The sequence below is a fragment of the Paenibacillus sp. W2I17 genome (assembly GCF_030815985.1).
Lineage (GTDB): Bacteria > Bacillota > Bacilli > Paenibacillales > Paenibacillaceae > Paenibacillus.
In genome coordinates this window covers 6712695-6729535 of record NZ_JAUSXM010000001.1, presented here as the reverse complement: position 1 = coordinate 6729535, position 16841 = coordinate 6712695, and the positions used below count along the sequence as shown (strand labels likewise).

Here is a 16841-nt window from a genome sequence, read left to right as displayed (position 1 = left end):
ATTGAGTTTAGAACCAGTCATCCTTCATGCCATTGTCGCCTGTCGGATTCGTTACCACAGAAGTTTCACCGGCGTGCAGTGTGATCGTTTCAGTTTGTTCCACCGCTTGATCCACCCATTCTGACAGATGGCTCATTGTTGATTCTATTTTATCCACAATTCGAAGATTTGGATTGGTTGAAGGTGACTTTGGCACAAAGAGAGTACAGCAATCCTCATATGGCAAAATAGAAATGTCATACGTTCCGATCTGTTTGGACAGGGTAATGATCTCCTGTTTATCCATCATAACCAGTGGTCGCAACAGTGGCAGATCCGTCGCACGACCAATGACATTCATACTCGGCAGAGTCTGACTCGCTACTTGGCCCAAGCTATCCCCGGTGATCAGTGCTAATGCCCGCTCACGCTCGGCAAGTTTGGATGCAATTCGCAGCATTGAACGTCGCATCAGCGTAATAATCAGGTTATCCTGGCCCAGTTGGGTAAATGCCGTTTGGATCTCCGTAAATGGAACCAGATGCAGCTTGATTGTTCCTGCATGATCAGCAAGGGCACGTGCCAAATCAATGACTTTCTCTTTGGCACGCTCGCTTGTGAACGGGTAACTGTAAAAATGTACACATTCGACTTCAAGTCCACGGCGCATGGAAGACCAGGCTGCAACCGGGCTGTCTATTCCACCTGATAGCAGTACCATCGCTTTTCCATTCGTGCCCAGCGGAAACCCGCCTACTGCCGGAATGGTTTCGTTGAAAATATAGGTGCCCTGATCCCGAATTTCCACTCGCAGCTCAATATCAGGTTGGCGAACATCAACACTCAATTGCTGGAACTTTCGAAGGATCGGGGAACCAACCAGATGATTCATTTCATGGGAAGAGTTCGGGAACTCCTTCCATACCCGCCTTACATTCACCTTGAATGTGGTACCTTCCTTGAATTCATGTTCCCTTTCGTCCATAAACGCAACTGCTGTTTTTACAATCTCATCAAGCTCTGATGGAGTAACTTTAACCGGACTAATCGACATCACACCGAATACCCGCTTCAGCACCTTAATCAGTTCAGTATGTGATTCACCGCCAAGATCTACATAGACACGGCCATATTCTTTGCGAAGGCTCGCTCCTGGATAAGGTTTAAGCAAAGCTTTCACCTGTGTAATGATCGTTTTTTCAAATCGGGCACGATTTTTCCCTTTTAACATAAATTCTCCGAAACGGAGAAGCAGCATATCATATTTCATATCCATTACATCCGCCTTTCGAGGGGCCGCAACTGCGCCACCATCTGATGTAAAGCCTGTTCAAGCAAGGCTACATCTTCTTCTGTATGTTCATCTCCAAGACTAATACGCAATCCGCCACCAGCACAAGCTGCATCTCTGCCCATCGCAAGTAGAGCCCGACTAGGTTCAGCCGAACGCGAAGAACAGGCAGATTGGGTCGATATGGTTACGCCAAGTTGCTCCAAGGTGTGCAGCGCCACTTCTGCCTTCATCCCGGGATAGGAGAAGTGTACAATATGAGGTGCCCCCTCTGGGCTACTGTTCAATTCAAATTCAGGAATGTCACGTATCGTGTCCATCAATCGATCACGGAGCACCGTTGTACGCCGGGCAAAATCAACCTGATCTTCTGCTGCCATTCGCATGGCCTTTGCCATGCCTACCAGCAAGGCCACGTTTTCTGTGCCTGCTCTTAGGCCCTGCTCCTGTGATCCTCCTGACAATAGTGGCGTAAGCTCCACTCCACTTCGCACATACAGGAGACCTGCTCCCTTCGGTCCACGAATCTTGTGAGCAGACAGACTGTATAGATCTGCCCCCCAAGCGGCAGGTGTAGCCTTCATTTTTCCAAAGCCTTGAACACCATCCACATGGAAAAGCACCCGTGGTGCTTTCTTTTTGAGCTGTTTGCCGATTTCTGCAATCGGATGGATGGCTCCTGTTTCATTATTTACATGCATCAGACTCACAAGCACCGTGTCGGGCCTGATCGCGTCTACAACCTGCTGAGCGTTGACCACTCCATCGGAATTCACAGGAACTAATGTCACTTCCCATCCCCACAGTTGCAACTGCATAAAACTTTCATACACCGAGGCATGCTCGGTAGCCGTAGTGATGATGTGTCTGCCTCGTGATTGATAACGTAATGCCGCACCTTTTATCGCAAGATTATTGCTCTCGGTCGCACCGGAAGTAAATACAATCTCCTCAGGCTTAACGCCGATTGCCGCAGCACAGCCGGATCGTGCACGACGCAGCAACTGATGAGCACGCTCTCCATACCCATGGATGGAGGACGGATTACCGAATTGTGTCTCCATAATTTCGGCCATCGTACGAATCACATCCGGATGGGGAGGTGTGGTTGCAGCATAATCAAAATATTTCAAATGAGGTTAGACCTCCCTTTATCTCTTCGTTCATGTACCTACAGTGAGCATTGTAACACGATACCCATACAACACAAAAAGACCAACCGGGAACAGGCATTTCAAGCGCTACTGTTCCCACATTTGATCTTGTCCTGCCTATCATTGTTATCGCAAATGTCTATCTGTGAGTTTAGATCACATATTTCGACTGTGCCTTCTCCACCTTGGAGATATAATTCTGTGTTTCAGAAGGCAAACGGTTAAGTACACTCATCAGTTCGCTATCACTAGACACGCCCAGACGTGAAACACGGCCCGGTCCTGCATTATATGCAGCAAGTGCCATCTTCACTTCTCCACCGAAACGCTGGAGCTGAAGGGAAAGATACTTAGTACCCGCATCAATGTTCTGAGCAGGGTCAAATGAATTACTCACACCCAGCCCTGCAGCCGTACCATCCATTAATTGCATAAGCCCTTTGGCACCCGCGGAGGACACGACATTGGGGTTAAAATTGGACTCTGTGTCAATGACGGCCTTGATCAATGATTCAGGAACACTGTATTTAGCACTTGCCTCTGCAATCAAAGATTCATAATCCGTAGGTACAGATGCCCCGGAATCCACGATTCCTGTATTGGATGAAGATAATAAGGACCCAACGATGTTATTGGAGACAGAGGACGATCCTGCCGTATTTATATCCGGATTGTACGTGCTTCCGAGTTGCAGCCACAACAAACCATCACTGGATCTTTTGGAGACCGTAGCGGTGGAATCCGTATTACTCGTCGAATTGGCACCCGTACCTAACAGCCCGTCCATCACATTGGCGAAATCCACAGTTGAACCAGCATTTGGTTGTGATCCACTGGTTTGGTTATTCACATTGGATAATTGCAGTTCCAACAACTGCCGCGATCCGCTTGGATCAATCTGCATGAGTTATACCCACTCCCGTATAATTAAGCGTATTATGACCTTATTCTACATCGTTTTACAGCAAGGTTCCATTGTTTTCAAAAAAATATATGAATCTTCCCACCTAACCTTCGCATATACGAAAAAAACCTTCTGTAATTCACCACATTTGGGTGAGAACAGAAGGCTGTTGAATGAATATTTTATACGTTAGCGAGCGAATGGAATCATGAAAAAATAACTCAGCGTGGCTACAATACCCAGTCCAATGGACCAGGCTCCCGCTGTTTTACGACCATTCACATATGCATAGTAACCCAGTACGGCTGCGGCCGGTCCAAGTACGATTGACCACATGAACAAGGACGCGATGCCGAAGGCAAGTCCCATGTAACCCGCGACCTTGCCTGTTGACTCCATGACACGGTCTGCCTCATGTTTCTCAGGTACAGGTTCTGAGCGTTCGGTACCTCCTGTTCTTACAACAGTCGGAGGAGCGACCTCTGCCCCGTATTCTTCCCGATGTGCTTTTCTGGGATAATCAACGCGCATACGCTGTTTTTCAACGTCACCCTTGGTTTCAGGGCGATCAGTAGAATGGATGTTATTATCGTCATTTTTCATTGGGAAGCACCTCCGTTATGAATAGGGATGACTGCTCACTTGGGTTTGAACGTGTGACAGCATGTTGCAGAGGATGTGCGTGCATGATCATGGTGATCGGAGTCAAATGTCTCACCGGCAAATTCCTCATGCAGACGACGGGTGGCATGTTGGTCAATGTCAATCATGATGGCATCAGCGTGGCAGAAGTTGTTTTCTCCCCAAAAGTTGCAGTTGGAGACGCTGCATTTGACAATTGGTTTGTCTTGGCTCATTTTTTATCACCTCGACTACTATTGTCTCCCCGCCACAAACCTGATATTCCCCGTCAAAATGCCAGATGATGACATGATCACACCTCGTCTGATTCTCACTTAAAAACACAAAAAAACCGCCACAAGGGCGGTTTCGTCCAATTCATATTCAGGTTTAAACGTTCATTAGGCGTGATTCCGTTGATTTTGCATACGGCGCTGAGTCAGGTAATCACTTTCATAATATGCCAGATCATCGCGCAATTCTTCGTACGTTTTGGAAACCTCAAGAATGACATCCCGTACTGCACGGATTGGCTTGTCACGGAAACGAATGGCATCTTGTCCTGTGTAAGCATATCTTCCGTCTTCGGAATAACATTCATTTTTGGGATAGAAAAAGCTATTTACGCATTGGTGATACGTATTATAAAGAGCCTTTTCGGCAAAATCGACATCAAAGTTGGCACGACGCAGCACAACGCCAAGTTTTTCGTAAGAAACTTCAGAAAAAACGAGCAAATGACGGAGATCTGAAAGAAATCCTTTGTAGAAGGCTGTTGATTCTTCCGTCTGATTCTGATCCAGTTCAGGCAAAGCATTCTCATTCAAAAAATTTTCAATCCGATCGATAGCCGGTTTTAACTTTTCCCTAGTTGACTCACATGTTTTCTGTACATTGGCTGCTGACATAAAGGTAGCTCCCCCTTAAATAAGTCCTTACATATAGGTCGGCCAACGGTGGTTTTCCCCTGACCTTTGAATTCTCAGCTATAATCCTACCATAAAAAGATGACGAGCGGTATCCCTTAATCATGCTTTCCGCTTCTGCCGTTAAACATGCCTATTATACGCAGTTAGACTCGAACTCGCCTGCATAAAAATATCCGCTTTTTCTAACGATAGATATAACCAGTGACAACGACGAAGCACTGTTAATGATTGTCCAAAATGAACGAAGGAGGTTCCATCCACCATGTCCAGACCGAAATGGATTAACTGGGCCCTTGCAGCTGGTGCAGGAGCACTCGCCCTGACGCTTTTGCTCCCAACATCCAATCGTCCCGAACCTAAGCCAAGTGCCCTGTCCGACTCTGCTCATGAAGAGCACACGAGTAAGCAGCGCCTGAAAGTGCAGGATATCAAAGCAACCGATCTTCTGACCCGTATGGATGCCAAGCAACATCTCAGTATCATGCTGGAGAAAACCGCCACAATGAATGCTGCGCAGGTTAGCCGATATGTGAATGATCTCCAAAGTTCACATGAACATATCAGATCCATTCATCTTATGAATACCAATGGCTCTTTTAACAAGCCCTTTGATCAAGCCACCTCACAAGGAAGCAAGTTGGAACAACAGAAGCTTCAACATTCGCTCAACCTTGCCAAAAAAGCGGTAAACAAACGTCAAAGTTTTGAATCCTCTTCTTTTCCTTTGGGAAAGGAAAAATATTTTGTTATGGGGCAACCCTCCAAAGATGGCAGAAGAGCTGTAATTGCCTTGTTCAGCCAGAACGTATTAAATGCTGTTGAACAACATCAGCGCAAAAATCTGCGCATGATCCCTTATCCTCGTGAGGGTAAATTCAAAATTGAGTCTGTTCACCCGGATACGCTTAACGAAATCACAGTGAAGACCGGACATGATAATGCAAATGCCAGTCATTTTTACGAAAATGAAATCGTCATCCGTTTTCGCCAAGATCCCGGTGAACGGGATATGCGTATCATTAAATCCGATCTGAGAGCGCAATCTGCGCGCAAGCTGGGATACACGTATGTTTTTCGGTCAGAACACATGAGTTATAAACAATTGCATAGTTATTTCGAAAGCAAATGGAATCCACTCTATATGGAACCCCACTATATGTATTTAACCAATGATACTGTAACTGAACAAACAGATGTAACGATACCCAATGACATTTTGTTCTCCGATTATCAGTGGAACCTGCCTGCGATTGAGACAAACAGAGGTTGGAATATTACCAAGGGAAACAAAGATGTCATCGTTGCGGTGGTCGACACGGGGGTTGATATGAATCATCCTGACCTGAAGGGCAAGCTCCTTGAGGGTTATAATGTGGTCGAGCCGGGAAGCCAACCGATGGATGATGTGGGACATGGAACACATGTCGCAGGCATTATCGGCGCTACTGTCAACAATAATGAAGGCGTGGCAGGCATGAGCTGGTATAACAAGGTACTACCGGTTAAAGTACTCGACAACTCGGGTTCTGGTACCACGTATGCCGTTGCCGAAGGCATCATCTGGGCAGCCGATCATGGAGCCAAAGTTATCAATATGAGTCTGGGCAATTATGCTGATGCGCAATTTCTTCATGATGCCATTAAATACGCTTTTGACCGGGATATCGTCCTGATTGCAGCTACGGGAAATGATAATACCGAGCGTCCAGGATACCCTGCTGCTTATCCGGAAGTATTTGCCGTATCTGCTACGGACCCGGATATGAGCAAAGCTTCCTATTCCAACTACGGGGACTATGTGGATGTGATGGCTCCGGGGTCCAGTATCGCCAGTACCTATCCAAACAATCAGTATGCGGCCTTGTCTGGAACGTCCATGGCTAGCCCTCATGTAGCCGCACTTGCAGGTTTGATTCGTTCGTTGAACCCGGACTTGACCAACACGGAAGTGATGGATTTGATGCGCCAAAGTGTTATTGACCTCGGTGATCCGGGTCACGACAAGTATTTCGGCTATGGCCAAATCGATGTCTATAAGGCACTGCAAGCCGCATCAGGCAACAGCGCTCCTTTGCAGTTCTGGCCGCAACATGTCAGACAACAAATGGATAATACGATGAAAAAGTATACGCAGTAAGCGTAATGAGGATAATCTGTAAAAAATACAAAAGCAGCTGCGCCCCGGGGCGTACGCTGCTCTTTTTGGTTTATATCCAATTCCCCGGGGCACCCGCTGCGATTAGCGTTTGCGAGAAGTTGTGCGGGCTTTGCTTGATTTTTTCACGGATTTTTTCTTCGGATTATGGCTGGATACATAGCAAGGGTCTTCTTCTTTGACAACAACAGGATACATGTGGTGATGAATCGGAACACAGTGATGTTTTTTGATCACTTCAATCGGGTGGATTACAGGCACGATTTGTGGGATGTAATAATCCTCAACAACCTGGATCGGGTCACAGACAATCGGGCAAAGCGGTGGACAGTAATGGTTCATTTCAAAACCAACTCCCTTTCTGGTGATACTATAACCTATTGCAACAGATCGAAAGTGGATTGGATGTATGTCCATAGTCCGAAAAATTATATGAGCGGTAGCCTGTCCGCCACTGTCCCACCCTGCCCAGGTTTAACTCTGTCAATGACTTGGCACAGTACACGAAGTCCTTCACACAAAAGCTCAACGTTTGTTACAGTGAAGCAGATACGCAGACTTGGTGTATCCATCTCCCCTACATAACAGGCGGAACCTGGCAGGAAAGAAACCCCTGCAGCAAGTGACTGATGATGCAACTCACGCATATCCAAGTTACTCGGAAGTTGGAGCCACAGATTGAGTCCTCCCTCTGGCAATCGCCATTGCATGCCCGTAGTAGCATGCTCTTCCAGCACTTCAGATGCTGCGCACAAGCGAGAATACAATTCATCCCTCAATCGGGATACATAGGCACCGTACTGATTCTGAATAAAAGATTGCAATGCCTTTTGTGTAAGCAGCGGACTCCCCAAATCCGCCGTAGATTTCGCGGCCACAAGCCGGGTCAATACACTTCCTTCTGCGATGGCACAGGCTATACGGCAACCGGGAGACAGCACCTTGCTGAAGCTTTTGATATATACGACATGACCTGTCCCATCCATCGATTTAATGGAAGCCGGGGGAGGTTCCCTAAAATAAAGATCTGCAAACGGATCATCCTCTAGAATGAGGCAGTGGTAGCTTTGCGCGAGATTAAGAAGCTGTGCCCGTCTTCTTGCACTCATCGTGATACCTGTTGGATTGTGATAGGTCGGGATCGTATAGATCAGCTTGGGCGGATAGGTATCACATAATCGGGTCAACAGATCAATACGCATGCCTTCGTCATCCATCGGGACCGTAATGATCTTCGCGCCTCTACTCGTAAATACATCAATGGCTCCGGTATAGCTTGGTGCCTCCATGTATACTACATCCCCAGGTCCGACAAAAGTCCGTGCCACAAGATCGATCCCCTGCTGAGCACCACTTGTAATTAACATGCGTTCAGGTGCAGCCTGTAGTCCACGCTCGGCAAAATGTTCGGCAAAGATCTGTCTAAGCTCCCGATCCCCCTGAAAAGATCCGTAAGCTGCCATACGCTCGGTATGATTAGAGGAGAGTCGGTAGGCGCTGTCGATAATCTCTCGTGTAGGCAACAGTTCAGGCTGAATCGCTGACATATGAAGTTCATACCGTACTTGAGGTGACGTATCAAAATGTCTCCAGAGCTGCGCTCGCGGTAAATAATCCACCAGTGCCATCTGCCAATTCCATGACGTACTGGATTCACTGTTGGCATTGTTTCGCTGCGTTCGCTCCACATCCTCCATCTGATCCACGTTCAATGTACCTCTCACATAACAACCTTTCCCCTGGGAGCAGGTGATCAATTGAATCGCTTCAAGTTCAGCATACGCTTTGGATACAGTGACCAGGCTGACACCCAAATCCGTGGTCATTTTACGAACAGAAGGAAGCCGGGTTCCGGGTTCAATGAGTCCTGATCTGATGCGATCGGCAATCGTTAGCGCAATCTGCACGTACAATTTGGTACTGCTTCCCCGCTTTAATTCAATATGCATATGTACTCCCCCAACTGTTATGATCTTCATTTTACTGTTATAGTGTAGTCCGTCTATTATAGTTTATAATATCAGTATAACAGTGAATAACAGGAGATGAGAATAACATGAGTATCCCTTGGTCCAAAATGGCACAAAACACCCCGTCCTCTGTCGTTCGCGACATGCTCCAGGCCGCTCAGGCACCTGGAATGATCTCACTAGCCGGTGGATTACCAGCCCAGACTTCATTCCCGCTGGAAGCCATCCGCGTTGCATATGAAAAAGTATTTATGAGCGGAGCAGCCGCTCTTCAATATGCGGAGACTGAAGGTTACCGTCCTCTTCGCGCCAAAATCGCCGAACGTCTTGAATCCAAGGGCATTCCCGCTTCACCCGATCACATGCTTCTCACTACGGGTTCACAGCAATCCATTGACTTGGTTTGCCGCATCCTTCTCGACCCGGGTGACCGCGTATTGGTTGAATCACCAACCTACCTCGCTGCTCTGCAAGTCATTCATTCCTATCAGGCTGAATCTCACGGCGTAGCCTGTGATGATCACGGTATGTTGCCTGAATCTCTGGAGGAACAGCTCCAGTTGCATCGTCCAAAACTTGTCTACATTAATCCCACGTTCTCCAATCCTACGGGAAAAGTATGGTCGCGAGAAAGAAGACAGCAGGCTGTGGATCTGTGCCGCAAGTATGGTGTACTCATTCTGGAAGATGATCCCTATGGTGAAATTCGGTTTAATCCGGAGCAATTGGATGTCCCTGCTCTCGCAGAACTGGATGCAGCATCCTATGACGGCCCTTCCAACGTTATATACACCAGTACATTCTCCAAAACGGTAGCACCTGGCCTTCGTACGGGCTGGATACTGGCTGCTCCCGATATTGTCAAAATGGCAGCACGAGCCAAACAAGGTGCCGACTTGCACTCCAGCAGCATTGACCAAAGAGCGCTTCATGCACTGCTTGAATCTTTCGATCTGGATGCGCATATCCGCCATATTTCAGAGGATTACGAACAACGCATGAAAACACTGACTACTCTTATGGCAGCCAAAGCTTGGGAAGGCATCTCGTGGAATTCACCACAAGGCGGCATGTTCTTGTGGCTGCAATTGCCTGAAGGCATGCTTGCAAGCAATCTGTTCACTTACGGTATCCAGGAGAAAGTGTGCATTGTGCCAGGTGATTCCTTCTATGCAGGTACACCAGAGTTAAACCGCATGCGAATCAACTTTACTCATACGGACCCTGAGCTCCTTCCGGAAGCCGTGGAAAGAATGGATCGCGCCATCCAACGTTGGCATGCTTCCTTAACATCGGACAGTGTTGTTACACTGTAATGAACTGTCATAAACGCTTCGCTATTCCATTAACGTATGAAGGTTAAATAACTTGATATGAGAAATAAAAATAAGGCGGCAGGCCCGAGAATCTCGGAACTGCCGCCTTATTTTTATAGAACCTGTTATCAACAGGAGTTATGTTTTTTTAGATGTTCATGGTCCTTCTGATCAGTCAGGCCATCGGATGATTCATACGAGTTGTCCTCGACTGATAGGTGGACTACATGGTGTTGCAATAGTGTTGTTGTTGCAGTTAGGAAAGCTTACCGTAAGCCGGGTTCTGTGCTCTTCGTGGTTCATACGGGAACTACCCTCCCACCAGAAGCGACAATCATCTATCTAGGCCATACATTGCTGCACAGCTCAAGCGACCAACCTAGACACACCTCGGGCTAAGGTTGCCTCCTCCGAAGAGGCGGCTGTGTCCCATTAGGTCTTGCTCCAGATGGGGTTTACCAGGAACGAAGTCACCAGCGTTCCTCGGGGTCTCTTACACCTCGGTTCCATCCTTGCCTGTGCCGGAAAATCCGGCCATCGGCGGTCCATTTCTGTGGCACTATCCTTCAACTCGCGCTGACTGGACGTTATCCAGCATCCTGCCCTGTGGAGCCCGGACTTTCCTCTCGTGGCAACAAAGGCCACCAGCGATTGTCTGTCAAGCTTTCCGAACAACATTACATAGTATACAGGCATTTAGGTTCCCAGACAAGCTTAATATTACTGGAAACCACATAGCAAAGGTCTTTTTAGATAAATTGGAATACTTCCGTATTTACCTCTGAAGCTGTAACTTGCGTATCATATCGTTTTTCTTCCAAACGGGAACGAAGCCAATCCGCTGTTTTTGGTTTCATAATCTTCTCGGAATTATGTCCCGGGTCGATGATACACATACCTGCCATTAACGCATCATGAGCCGTGTGATAATCAATATCTCCGGTCACAATAACATCCGCACCTTTGAAGCGGGCAGTCAGCGCGTAACGGCTGCCAGAGCCGCCAAGAACCGCTGCTTTTTTGATCTGCTTGTTCAGATCTCCTACAACACGTACATAAGGCACATTGAATTGGGTCTTCACGACCTCCACTAGCTCACCTAATGTCTTAGGCTCCCTAAGGGGTCCCAAGCGTCCCAGACCGAGCGTACGACCCTTTAAATCCATTGCATAGAGGTCATAGGCCACTTCCTCATACGGATGAGCCTTAAGCATCGCTTGAACCACCTTACTTCTCAGACTTTGGGGTACGATGGTCTCAATCCGCATTTCTTCCACACGTTCCATCTGCCCTTGGGTACCGATAAACGGTTGAGTCCCTTCCCCAGGTAAAAACGTTCCTGTACCTTCAGTGTTGAAGCTGCACTTATTGTATTGACCGATACTCCCCGCTCCGGCTTCCAGAATGGCCTGAAGAACCTGCTCATGATGGGTACGAGGCACAAAGACAGCCAGCTTGTACAGATGATCTGTGTGTACATCTTCCAACGATTCTTTACTCTCGATGCCAAGTGCCTCGGCCATCCAGTCATTCATACCACCCTCGGCCACATCCAGGTTTGTATGACTGATATAGACAGCAATATCATGCTTAATCAGCTTTTCATACAATTTACCCATAGGTGTATCTGTACTCAGTGACTTAACCGGACGGAAAATGATGGCGTGATGAGCGATAATCAGGTTGGCTCCGATGCGAATCGCTTCGTCCACCACTTCATCCGTCACGTCCAAAGCTACTAACACGTGACGGATTTCTTTTTGCAAACTGCCGAGCTGGAGACCAATGCGGTCATCCGGTACAGCCAGATGTTTGGGAGCGAGTTGCTCCATCAGTTGAATTACAGTTTGACCTTTGGCAAACATGCCAAAACCTCCTTCAAGTTTGCGATAAGACGCTCTACCTCAGCCGCTTTGTCCCGGGAAGAATCCTGATCGGATTTGGAGATGGAGTTAACAACCCCTTGCAGTTTGATGATCTCACTTTCCCATTTGGCAAAAAATACATCCGTTGGACGATCCACCAAATAAGGTCCCATCCGCAGCAGCAAATCTTCCGTTAATTCTGCCCCGCCTTGAAGCGGACGTGCACGATACACCTCTACATTGGCAATCGGGCTTACGGATTGTGGCATCGCCGTTATAATCTCATAGATCTTGCCATCTTCTTCGAGCAACTGTTCTGCTACAACTACCCAGTGATGCTCCAGTAACCAGCGTCTGAGGATATCCTCACCCACATTTGGTTGCAAAATAAGCAACTGGACTCCTTCCAGCTTGGATATACCTCGGTCCAAAATAGAAGCAATCAAGGCACCGCCCATGCCTGCTATGGTGATGACATCCACTTCACCCGCAGAGATCACATCAAGACCGTCTCCACGACGCACCGTGATTTTTTCTTTCAGGCCAGCATCACTGACTTGTTTGCATGCAGCATCATAAGGGCCAGGATTGACTTCCCCGGCTACTGCACTTGTAGCTTTCCCACTGCGAATTGCGGCTACTGGCAGCAACGCGTGGTCTGAACCGATGTCAGCCATGCGGCTGCCATTGGGAATTTGATCATGTATTCGCTGTAATCGATTCGAAAGTTTCATGAAGCACCTACACCATTCATTTAATTTATTGATTTGCATTGAACAAGGAAAAGCGATAAAATAAAATCCAATAAAACATTTCAAGGATGAATTTCCAAAACCAAGAAATCAAGACGTTTAAATTAAAAATAAAGGAGACCCCGCCGCCGCTAAAGCGTCTTGCGGAAAGTCTCCCATAGTTCGATTATTCGAGGAAATCCTTGAGTCGTTTACTACGACTCGGGTGACGCAATTTACGAAGAGCCTTGGCTTCGATCTGACGAATACGCTCACGCGTAACACCAAATACCTTGCCAACTTCCTCCAGCGTTCTCGTCCGTCCATCGTCCAGACCAAAACGTAGACGAAGCACGTTCTCTTCACGTTCAGTCAGTGTATCCAATACATCTTCGAGCTGTTCTTTCAGCAACTCATACGCAGCAGCATCCGCCGGAGCAAGTGCTTCCTGATCCTCAATGAAGTCACCCAGATGGGAATCATCTTCCTCACCAATCGGTGTTTCCAGAGAAACCGGTTCCTGTGCAATCTTCGTAATTTCACGAACTTTCTCTACACTCAGATCCATCTCAGCAGCGATTTCTTCTGGTGTCGGTTCACGCCCAAGTTCCTGCAACAGCTGACGGGATACCCGGATCAGCTTATTAATCGTCTCCACCATGTGCACAGGGATACGAATTGTACGCGCCTGGTCAGCAATAGCACGAGTGATTGCTTGGCGAATCCACCATGTAGCATACGTACTGAACTTGTATCCTTTTTTGTGGTCGAACTTCTCAACCGCTTTGATCAGACCCATATTACCTTCCTGAATCAAATCAAGGAACAACATTCCACGTCCAACGTAACGCTTGGCGATACTGACTACAAGTCGAAGGTTCGCTTCAGCCAGACGACGCTTGGCTTCTTCATCCCCGTTCTCAATCCGTTTAGCCAGTTGTACTTCATCATCTGCCGACAACAATGGCACACGACCAATTTCCTTGAGATACATACGGACAGGGTCATTGATTTTGATACCTGGCGGCAAGCTCAGATCATCATCAAAGTGGAATTCGTCCTCTCCCTCTCTGGTGTTGTTCTCGGAATCTTCACTAGGACGAAGTGTAACCTCTTCATTATTTTCATTCACTACATCGATACCCAGATCGCTCAGTTGCTCATAGAACTCATCCATTTGCTCTGCATCCTGCTCAAAAGGAGAGAGTTTCTCTATAATTTCCTTGTAATTCAGCGAAGCTCTTTTTTTACCTGATTCAATCAATTGATCTTTAACCTGATCCAGTGTCAATTCTGTTTCTAGTTCAGTATGCTGATCATTCGCCATAACTCGACTCCCTCCTCCCTAGAAACATCTAATCATCAGACGTTCACTGTCTCTCTAGGGCAATCATTTCAATTGCAATCTGTGCCGCGCGTACAGAATCACCTGCCCGCTCTGCAGCAATCATTTCTTCTTTTTTCAAATCGTACTCTTTCTTACGCGGATGCTTCAGCACTTCCCTGATGCAATCATCGAGCATTTGAATACTCCATTCACCTGGACCATCCATCATCGAGATTGAACTGACCGTTTTCTCCAGACGATCGTCATGCAGTGAAGACATAAAACGGCTTGTATCCGACGGTTTGCCTTGCGCATAGTAGGCATATAGATAAGCAGCAATAGCTGCATGATCATCCAAGTTAAAAGCTTCACCAAGATGCTCATTCACGTACTGGGCAGCCTCATCATCCTGCAACATCCAGGCAATCAGTTTGCGTTCGGCAGCGTGATAAGCCGGCAACAGATTGGGTGTAGGCACCTGCCTATTTTGTTGCCTACCATTATTCCACCTTTTCGGGTTATTATCCCCATACTGGAGGTTATTTTTCATTGCCTCCCGTTCTTCATTACACTCCTGCTTCAATGTTTCGAACGATACGTCCACTTCTGCAGCCAGTTCACGAAGATACACTTCCCTTTCTGTTGGAGAAGGTAAGGGTGCAATCAACTTTACTGCTTCTTTCGAATAGGCGATTTGTCCGCCACCCTCTAGCAGTATATGGCTTTTTTTTAAGTTTATAAGTTTAAATTTTGTAGTTGTCACGGCACCGTCCACAATCTGGTTTCGGAACCGTTCACCACCATGCTTCCGGATAAAATCATCCGGGTCAAGTCCCTCGGGAATGAGAGCCACTTTGACCTGCAATCCAGCTTCCTCAAGAATAGGGAAGTTTTTGAGTGCAGCAGCCTGTCCTGCTCTGTCGCCGTCATAACATATGATGACTTCGTCGCACATCCCTTTGAGCATCAGTGCCTGATTCTCGGTTAACGCAGTGCCCATTGCCGCTACACCATTCTGGATATCCTGATCCCATGCGGAGATGACATCTCCATATCCCTCGAACAAAATGGCTTGTCTTTGTTTGCGAATTGCATTTTTGGCATGATGCAGATTATAGAGAACACGGCTTTTGTTAAATAACCGGGTTTCCGGTGAATTTAGATACTTCGGTTGCCCATCTCCCAATATGCGTCCTGCAAATGCAATCGGTTTACCGCTCCTGCCATTAATCGGGAACATAATCCGGTCTCGGAATCGGTCCACATATCCCTGACCTTCATTTCGCGGTGACAGAAGCCCACCCTTTTCCATCTCTTCGAGCGGATAGTTACGTTTCTCAAGAAATTGTACCAGTGTGTCCCAACGATTTGGTGCAAAACCAATCTGGAACTGGTCGATCAACTTGTCGCCAAAACCTCTTGAGCGTAAATACTCCATGGCTGACTTGCCGTGCTCTGTATTTTTCAACAAAAAATGATACAGCTTCGCGGTAAGCTCATAAGCCTCCAACAGACGTTCAGTCTCCGGATTCACATGAGCAGATTCACGCCCTTGCCAGTCCCCCATAGAGATGTGACTTTCTTCCGCCATCGTTTTGACAGCCTCGGGAAAGGATAACCCTTCGATTTCCATCCTGAATTTGATGGCATTTCCACCCGTGCCGCAACCGTAGCAGTAGAAAATTTGTTTCTCAGGTGTAACGGTGAACGAAGGCGTCTTCTCGGAATGAAAAGGACAGAGGCCCTTCATATACTTCCCCTGTTTGGTCAGATGCACAAATCGGCTCACCGTATCGACAATATCATTCTGCTGTAACACCGATTCAATAATACTTTCGGGTATACCGCCTTGTCCGGTACTCATCTCTGGCCACCTTCATCTCTTCAACACGTAAATATAATTCGATAAACTTACACATTCTCCTGCAAATCTTTTAAAAGTTTTGTCAGTTTATGTTGAAACATTTCTCGATCCTGCTCTGTGAAAGGCTTTGGGCCTTTCCCGTAATGGCCTCTTTTTCGTGCTTTGGCCGCAGTATGACGAGAATCCAACATGAAATCAATGTCACGATCGTTGAACTCACGACCACGAAAAGACAAAACATAACAACGTTTGCCAAGCGCAAGTGCCGCAAGTCCATAGTCCTGAGTGATAACTACATCATATGGCTTAATATGATTAGCAATATACAGGTCTGCGCTCTGATCACTGCGATCCACTTGCACGGTTCGTACCCCTTCTCCTCCTTGAAGCAAATGATCAAATGAAGAGACTAACAATACGGGGATGTTGAAAAGGCGAGCGGTTTGCGCAATCTCGGTTTTGACCGGGCAAGCATCACCATCCACAACAATGTGACGTATATTCAACTCACTCAAACCCAGACCACCCGGTTTTCATAAAATAGCTGCATATTGTTATATACGACCCCGGCCAGGCAAAATCCTTCTGGCACAACAAGGGAAATCAAAGGCTAAAATACGGAGCTGTTGTAAAAAATACATTTCACAACCCGTTCCGTATATTTATACCCTCATATATCCTTCTTTAATACTGAATTTTAGCTTTGCGCCAAGTCTGTGGAAAAGGACTCATGAA

The 16841-nt window shown here is 47.0% G+C and carries 15 protein-coding genes and 1 other RNA gene; 2 read left to right on the top strand and 14 right to left on the bottom strand.

The window, feature by feature from the left end:
- Window positions 1-7 precede the first annotated feature (7 nt).
- From thiI to QF041_RS29870, 6 genes are all read right to left on the bottom strand, one after another.
- Window positions 8-1249: a tRNA uracil 4-sulfurtransferase ThiI gene (thiI, locus tag QF041_RS29895; RefSeq protein WP_307417086.1), complete on the bottom strand. Its 1242-nt coding sequence runs from the start codon at window positions 1247-1249 to the stop codon at window positions 8-10.
- 5 nt (window positions 1250-1254) lie between these two features.
- On the bottom strand, window positions 1255-2403 hold the full coding sequence (locus QF041_RS29890) for a cysteine desulfurase family protein (protein ID WP_307416721.1): 1149 nt from the start codon (window positions 2401-2403) through the stop codon (window positions 1255-1257).
- A gap of 172 nt (window positions 2404-2575) precedes the next feature.
- Window positions 2576-3328 (bottom strand): lytic transglycosylase domain-containing protein, encoded by a 753-nt coding sequence (locus QF041_RS29885; protein WP_307416720.1) that lies wholly within the window; start codon window positions 3326-3328, stop codon window positions 2576-2578.
- Window positions 3329-3517: 189 nt separating this feature from the next.
- Window positions 3518-3931, bottom strand: a complete 414-nt coding sequence (locus QF041_RS29880; protein ID WP_373461371.1) for a hypothetical protein — start codon at window positions 3929-3931, stop codon at window positions 3518-3520.
- A gap of 35 nt (window positions 3932-3966) precedes the next feature.
- A complete protein-coding gene (locus tag QF041_RS29875) occupies window positions 3967-4185 on the bottom strand; it encodes a DUF1540 domain-containing protein (protein ID WP_074095869.1) in 219 nt (72 codons plus the stop codon).
- Between the two features lie 165 nt (window positions 4186-4350).
- Window positions 4351-4857 (bottom strand): YpuI family protein, encoded by a 507-nt coding sequence (locus QF041_RS29870; RefSeq protein WP_017687263.1) that lies wholly within the window; start codon window positions 4855-4857, stop codon window positions 4351-4353.
- A gap of 283 nt (window positions 4858-5140) precedes the next feature.
- Between QF041_RS29870 and QF041_RS29865 the strand changes: the two genes are divergently transcribed.
- Window positions 5141-7015 (top strand): S8 family peptidase, encoded by a 1875-nt coding sequence (locus QF041_RS29865; protein ID WP_307416719.1) that lies wholly within the window; start codon window positions 5141-5143, stop codon window positions 7013-7015.
- Window positions 7016-7117: 102 nt separating this feature from the next.
- On the opposite strand, the gene QF041_RS29860 is transcribed toward QF041_RS29865, so the two are convergent.
- Window positions 7118-7375, bottom strand: coding sequence for a hypothetical protein (locus tag QF041_RS29860; protein ID WP_036615016.1), 258 nt, complete (start codon window positions 7373-7375; stop codon window positions 7118-7120).
- Between the two features lie 86 nt (window positions 7376-7461).
- Complete coding sequence (gene pdxR, locus QF041_RS29855; RefSeq protein WP_307416718.1) at window positions 7462-8982, bottom strand: MocR-like pyridoxine biosynthesis transcription factor PdxR; 1521 nt, start codon at window positions 8980-8982, stop codon at window positions 7462-7464.
- Between the two features lie 107 nt (window positions 8983-9089).
- On the opposite strand from pdxR, the gene QF041_RS29850 reads away from it, so the two are divergent.
- Window positions 9090-10319, top strand: coding sequence for an aminotransferase-like domain-containing protein (locus QF041_RS29850; RefSeq protein ID WP_307416717.1), 1230 nt, complete (start codon window positions 9090-9092; stop codon window positions 10317-10319).
- 257 nt (window positions 10320-10576) lie between these two features.
- On the opposite strand, the gene rnpB is transcribed toward QF041_RS29850, so the two are convergent.
- The 6 genes from rnpB to QF041_RS29820 all read right to left on the bottom strand — a co-directional run bounded on the left by rnpB (window position 10577) and on the right by QF041_RS29820 (window position 16621).
- Window positions 10577-10986, bottom strand: an RNA gene (gene rnpB, locus QF041_RS29845) — RNase P RNA component class A.
- 82 nt (window positions 10987-11068) lie between these two features.
- Window positions 11069-12184: a Nif3-like dinuclear metal center hexameric protein gene (locus QF041_RS29840; RefSeq protein WP_307416716.1), complete on the bottom strand. Its 1116-nt coding sequence runs from the start codon at window positions 12182-12184 to the stop codon at window positions 11069-11071.
- Entirely contained in the window at window positions 12160-12918 is a 759-nt protein-coding gene (locus QF041_RS29835; RefSeq protein ID WP_307416715.1) for a tRNA (adenine(22)-N(1))-methyltransferase, read from the bottom strand. Before QF041_RS29835 ends, QF041_RS29840 begins: the two co-directional genes overlap by 25 nt.
- Window positions 12919-13102: 184 nt before the next feature.
- Entirely contained in the window at window positions 13103-14242 is a 1140-nt protein-coding gene (gene rpoD, locus QF041_RS29830; protein WP_017687256.1) for an RNA polymerase sigma factor RpoD, read from the bottom strand.
- A gap of 43 nt (window positions 14243-14285) precedes the next feature.
- Window positions 14286-16106, bottom strand: a complete 1821-nt coding sequence (dnaG, locus tag QF041_RS29825; RefSeq protein WP_307416714.1) for a DNA primase — start codon at window positions 16104-16106, stop codon at window positions 14286-14288.
- A 47-nt stretch (window positions 16107-16153) separates the two neighbouring features.
- The gene (locus QF041_RS29820) at window positions 16154-16621 is read right to left on the bottom strand and encodes a YaiI/YqxD family protein (protein WP_017687254.1); all 468 of its coding nucleotides are present in this window, start codon (window positions 16619-16621) and stop codon (window positions 16154-16156) included.
- Between the last annotated feature and the right edge of the window lie 220 nt (window positions 16622-16841).

Coding starts and splice junctions, on each gene's coding strand:
- QF041_RS29875 (WP_074095869.1), bottom strand. CDS start 4,185: ATGAGCCAAGACAAACCAATTGTCAAATGCAGCGTCTCCAACTGCAAC.
- thiI (WP_307417086.1), bottom strand. CDS start 1,249: ATGAAATATGATATGCTGCTTCTCCGTTTCGGAGAATTTATGTTAAAA.
- QF041_RS29860 (WP_036615016.1), bottom strand. CDS start 7,375: ATGAACCATTACTGTCCACCGCTTTGCCCGATTGTCTGTGACCCGATC.
- rpoD (WP_017687256.1), bottom strand. CDS start 14,242: ATGGCGAATGATCAGCATACTGAACTAGAAACAGAATTGACACTGGAT.
- QF041_RS29835 (WP_307416715.1), bottom strand. CDS start 12,918: ATGAAACTTTCGAATCGATTACAGCGAATACATGATCAAATTCCCAAT.
- pdxR (WP_307416718.1), bottom strand. CDS start 8,982: ATGCATATTGAATTAAAGCGGGGAAGCAGTACCAAATTGTACGTGCAG.
- QF041_RS29880 (WP_373461371.1), bottom strand. CDS start 3,931: ATGAAAAATGACGATAATAACATCCATTCTACTGATCGCCCTGAAACC.
- QF041_RS29865 (WP_307416719.1), top strand. CDS start 5,141: ATGTCCAGACCGAAATGGATTAACTGGGCCCTTGCAGCTGGTGCAGGA.
- dnaG (WP_307416714.1), bottom strand. CDS start 16,106: ATGAGTACCGGACAAGGCGGTATACCCGAAAGTATTATTGAATCGGTG.
- QF041_RS29870 (WP_017687263.1), bottom strand. CDS start 4,857: ATGTCAGCAGCCAATGTACAGAAAACATGTGAGTCAACTAGGGAAAAG.
- QF041_RS29840 (WP_307416716.1), bottom strand. CDS start 12,184: ATGTTTGCCAAAGGTCAAACTGTAATTCAACTGATGGAGCAACTCGCT.
- QF041_RS29885 (WP_307416720.1), bottom strand. CDS start 3,328: ATGCAGATTGATCCAAGCGGATCGCGGCAGTTGTTGGAACTGCAATTA.
- QF041_RS29850 (WP_307416717.1), top strand. CDS start 9,090: ATGAGTATCCCTTGGTCCAAAATGGCACAAAACACCCCGTCCTCTGTC.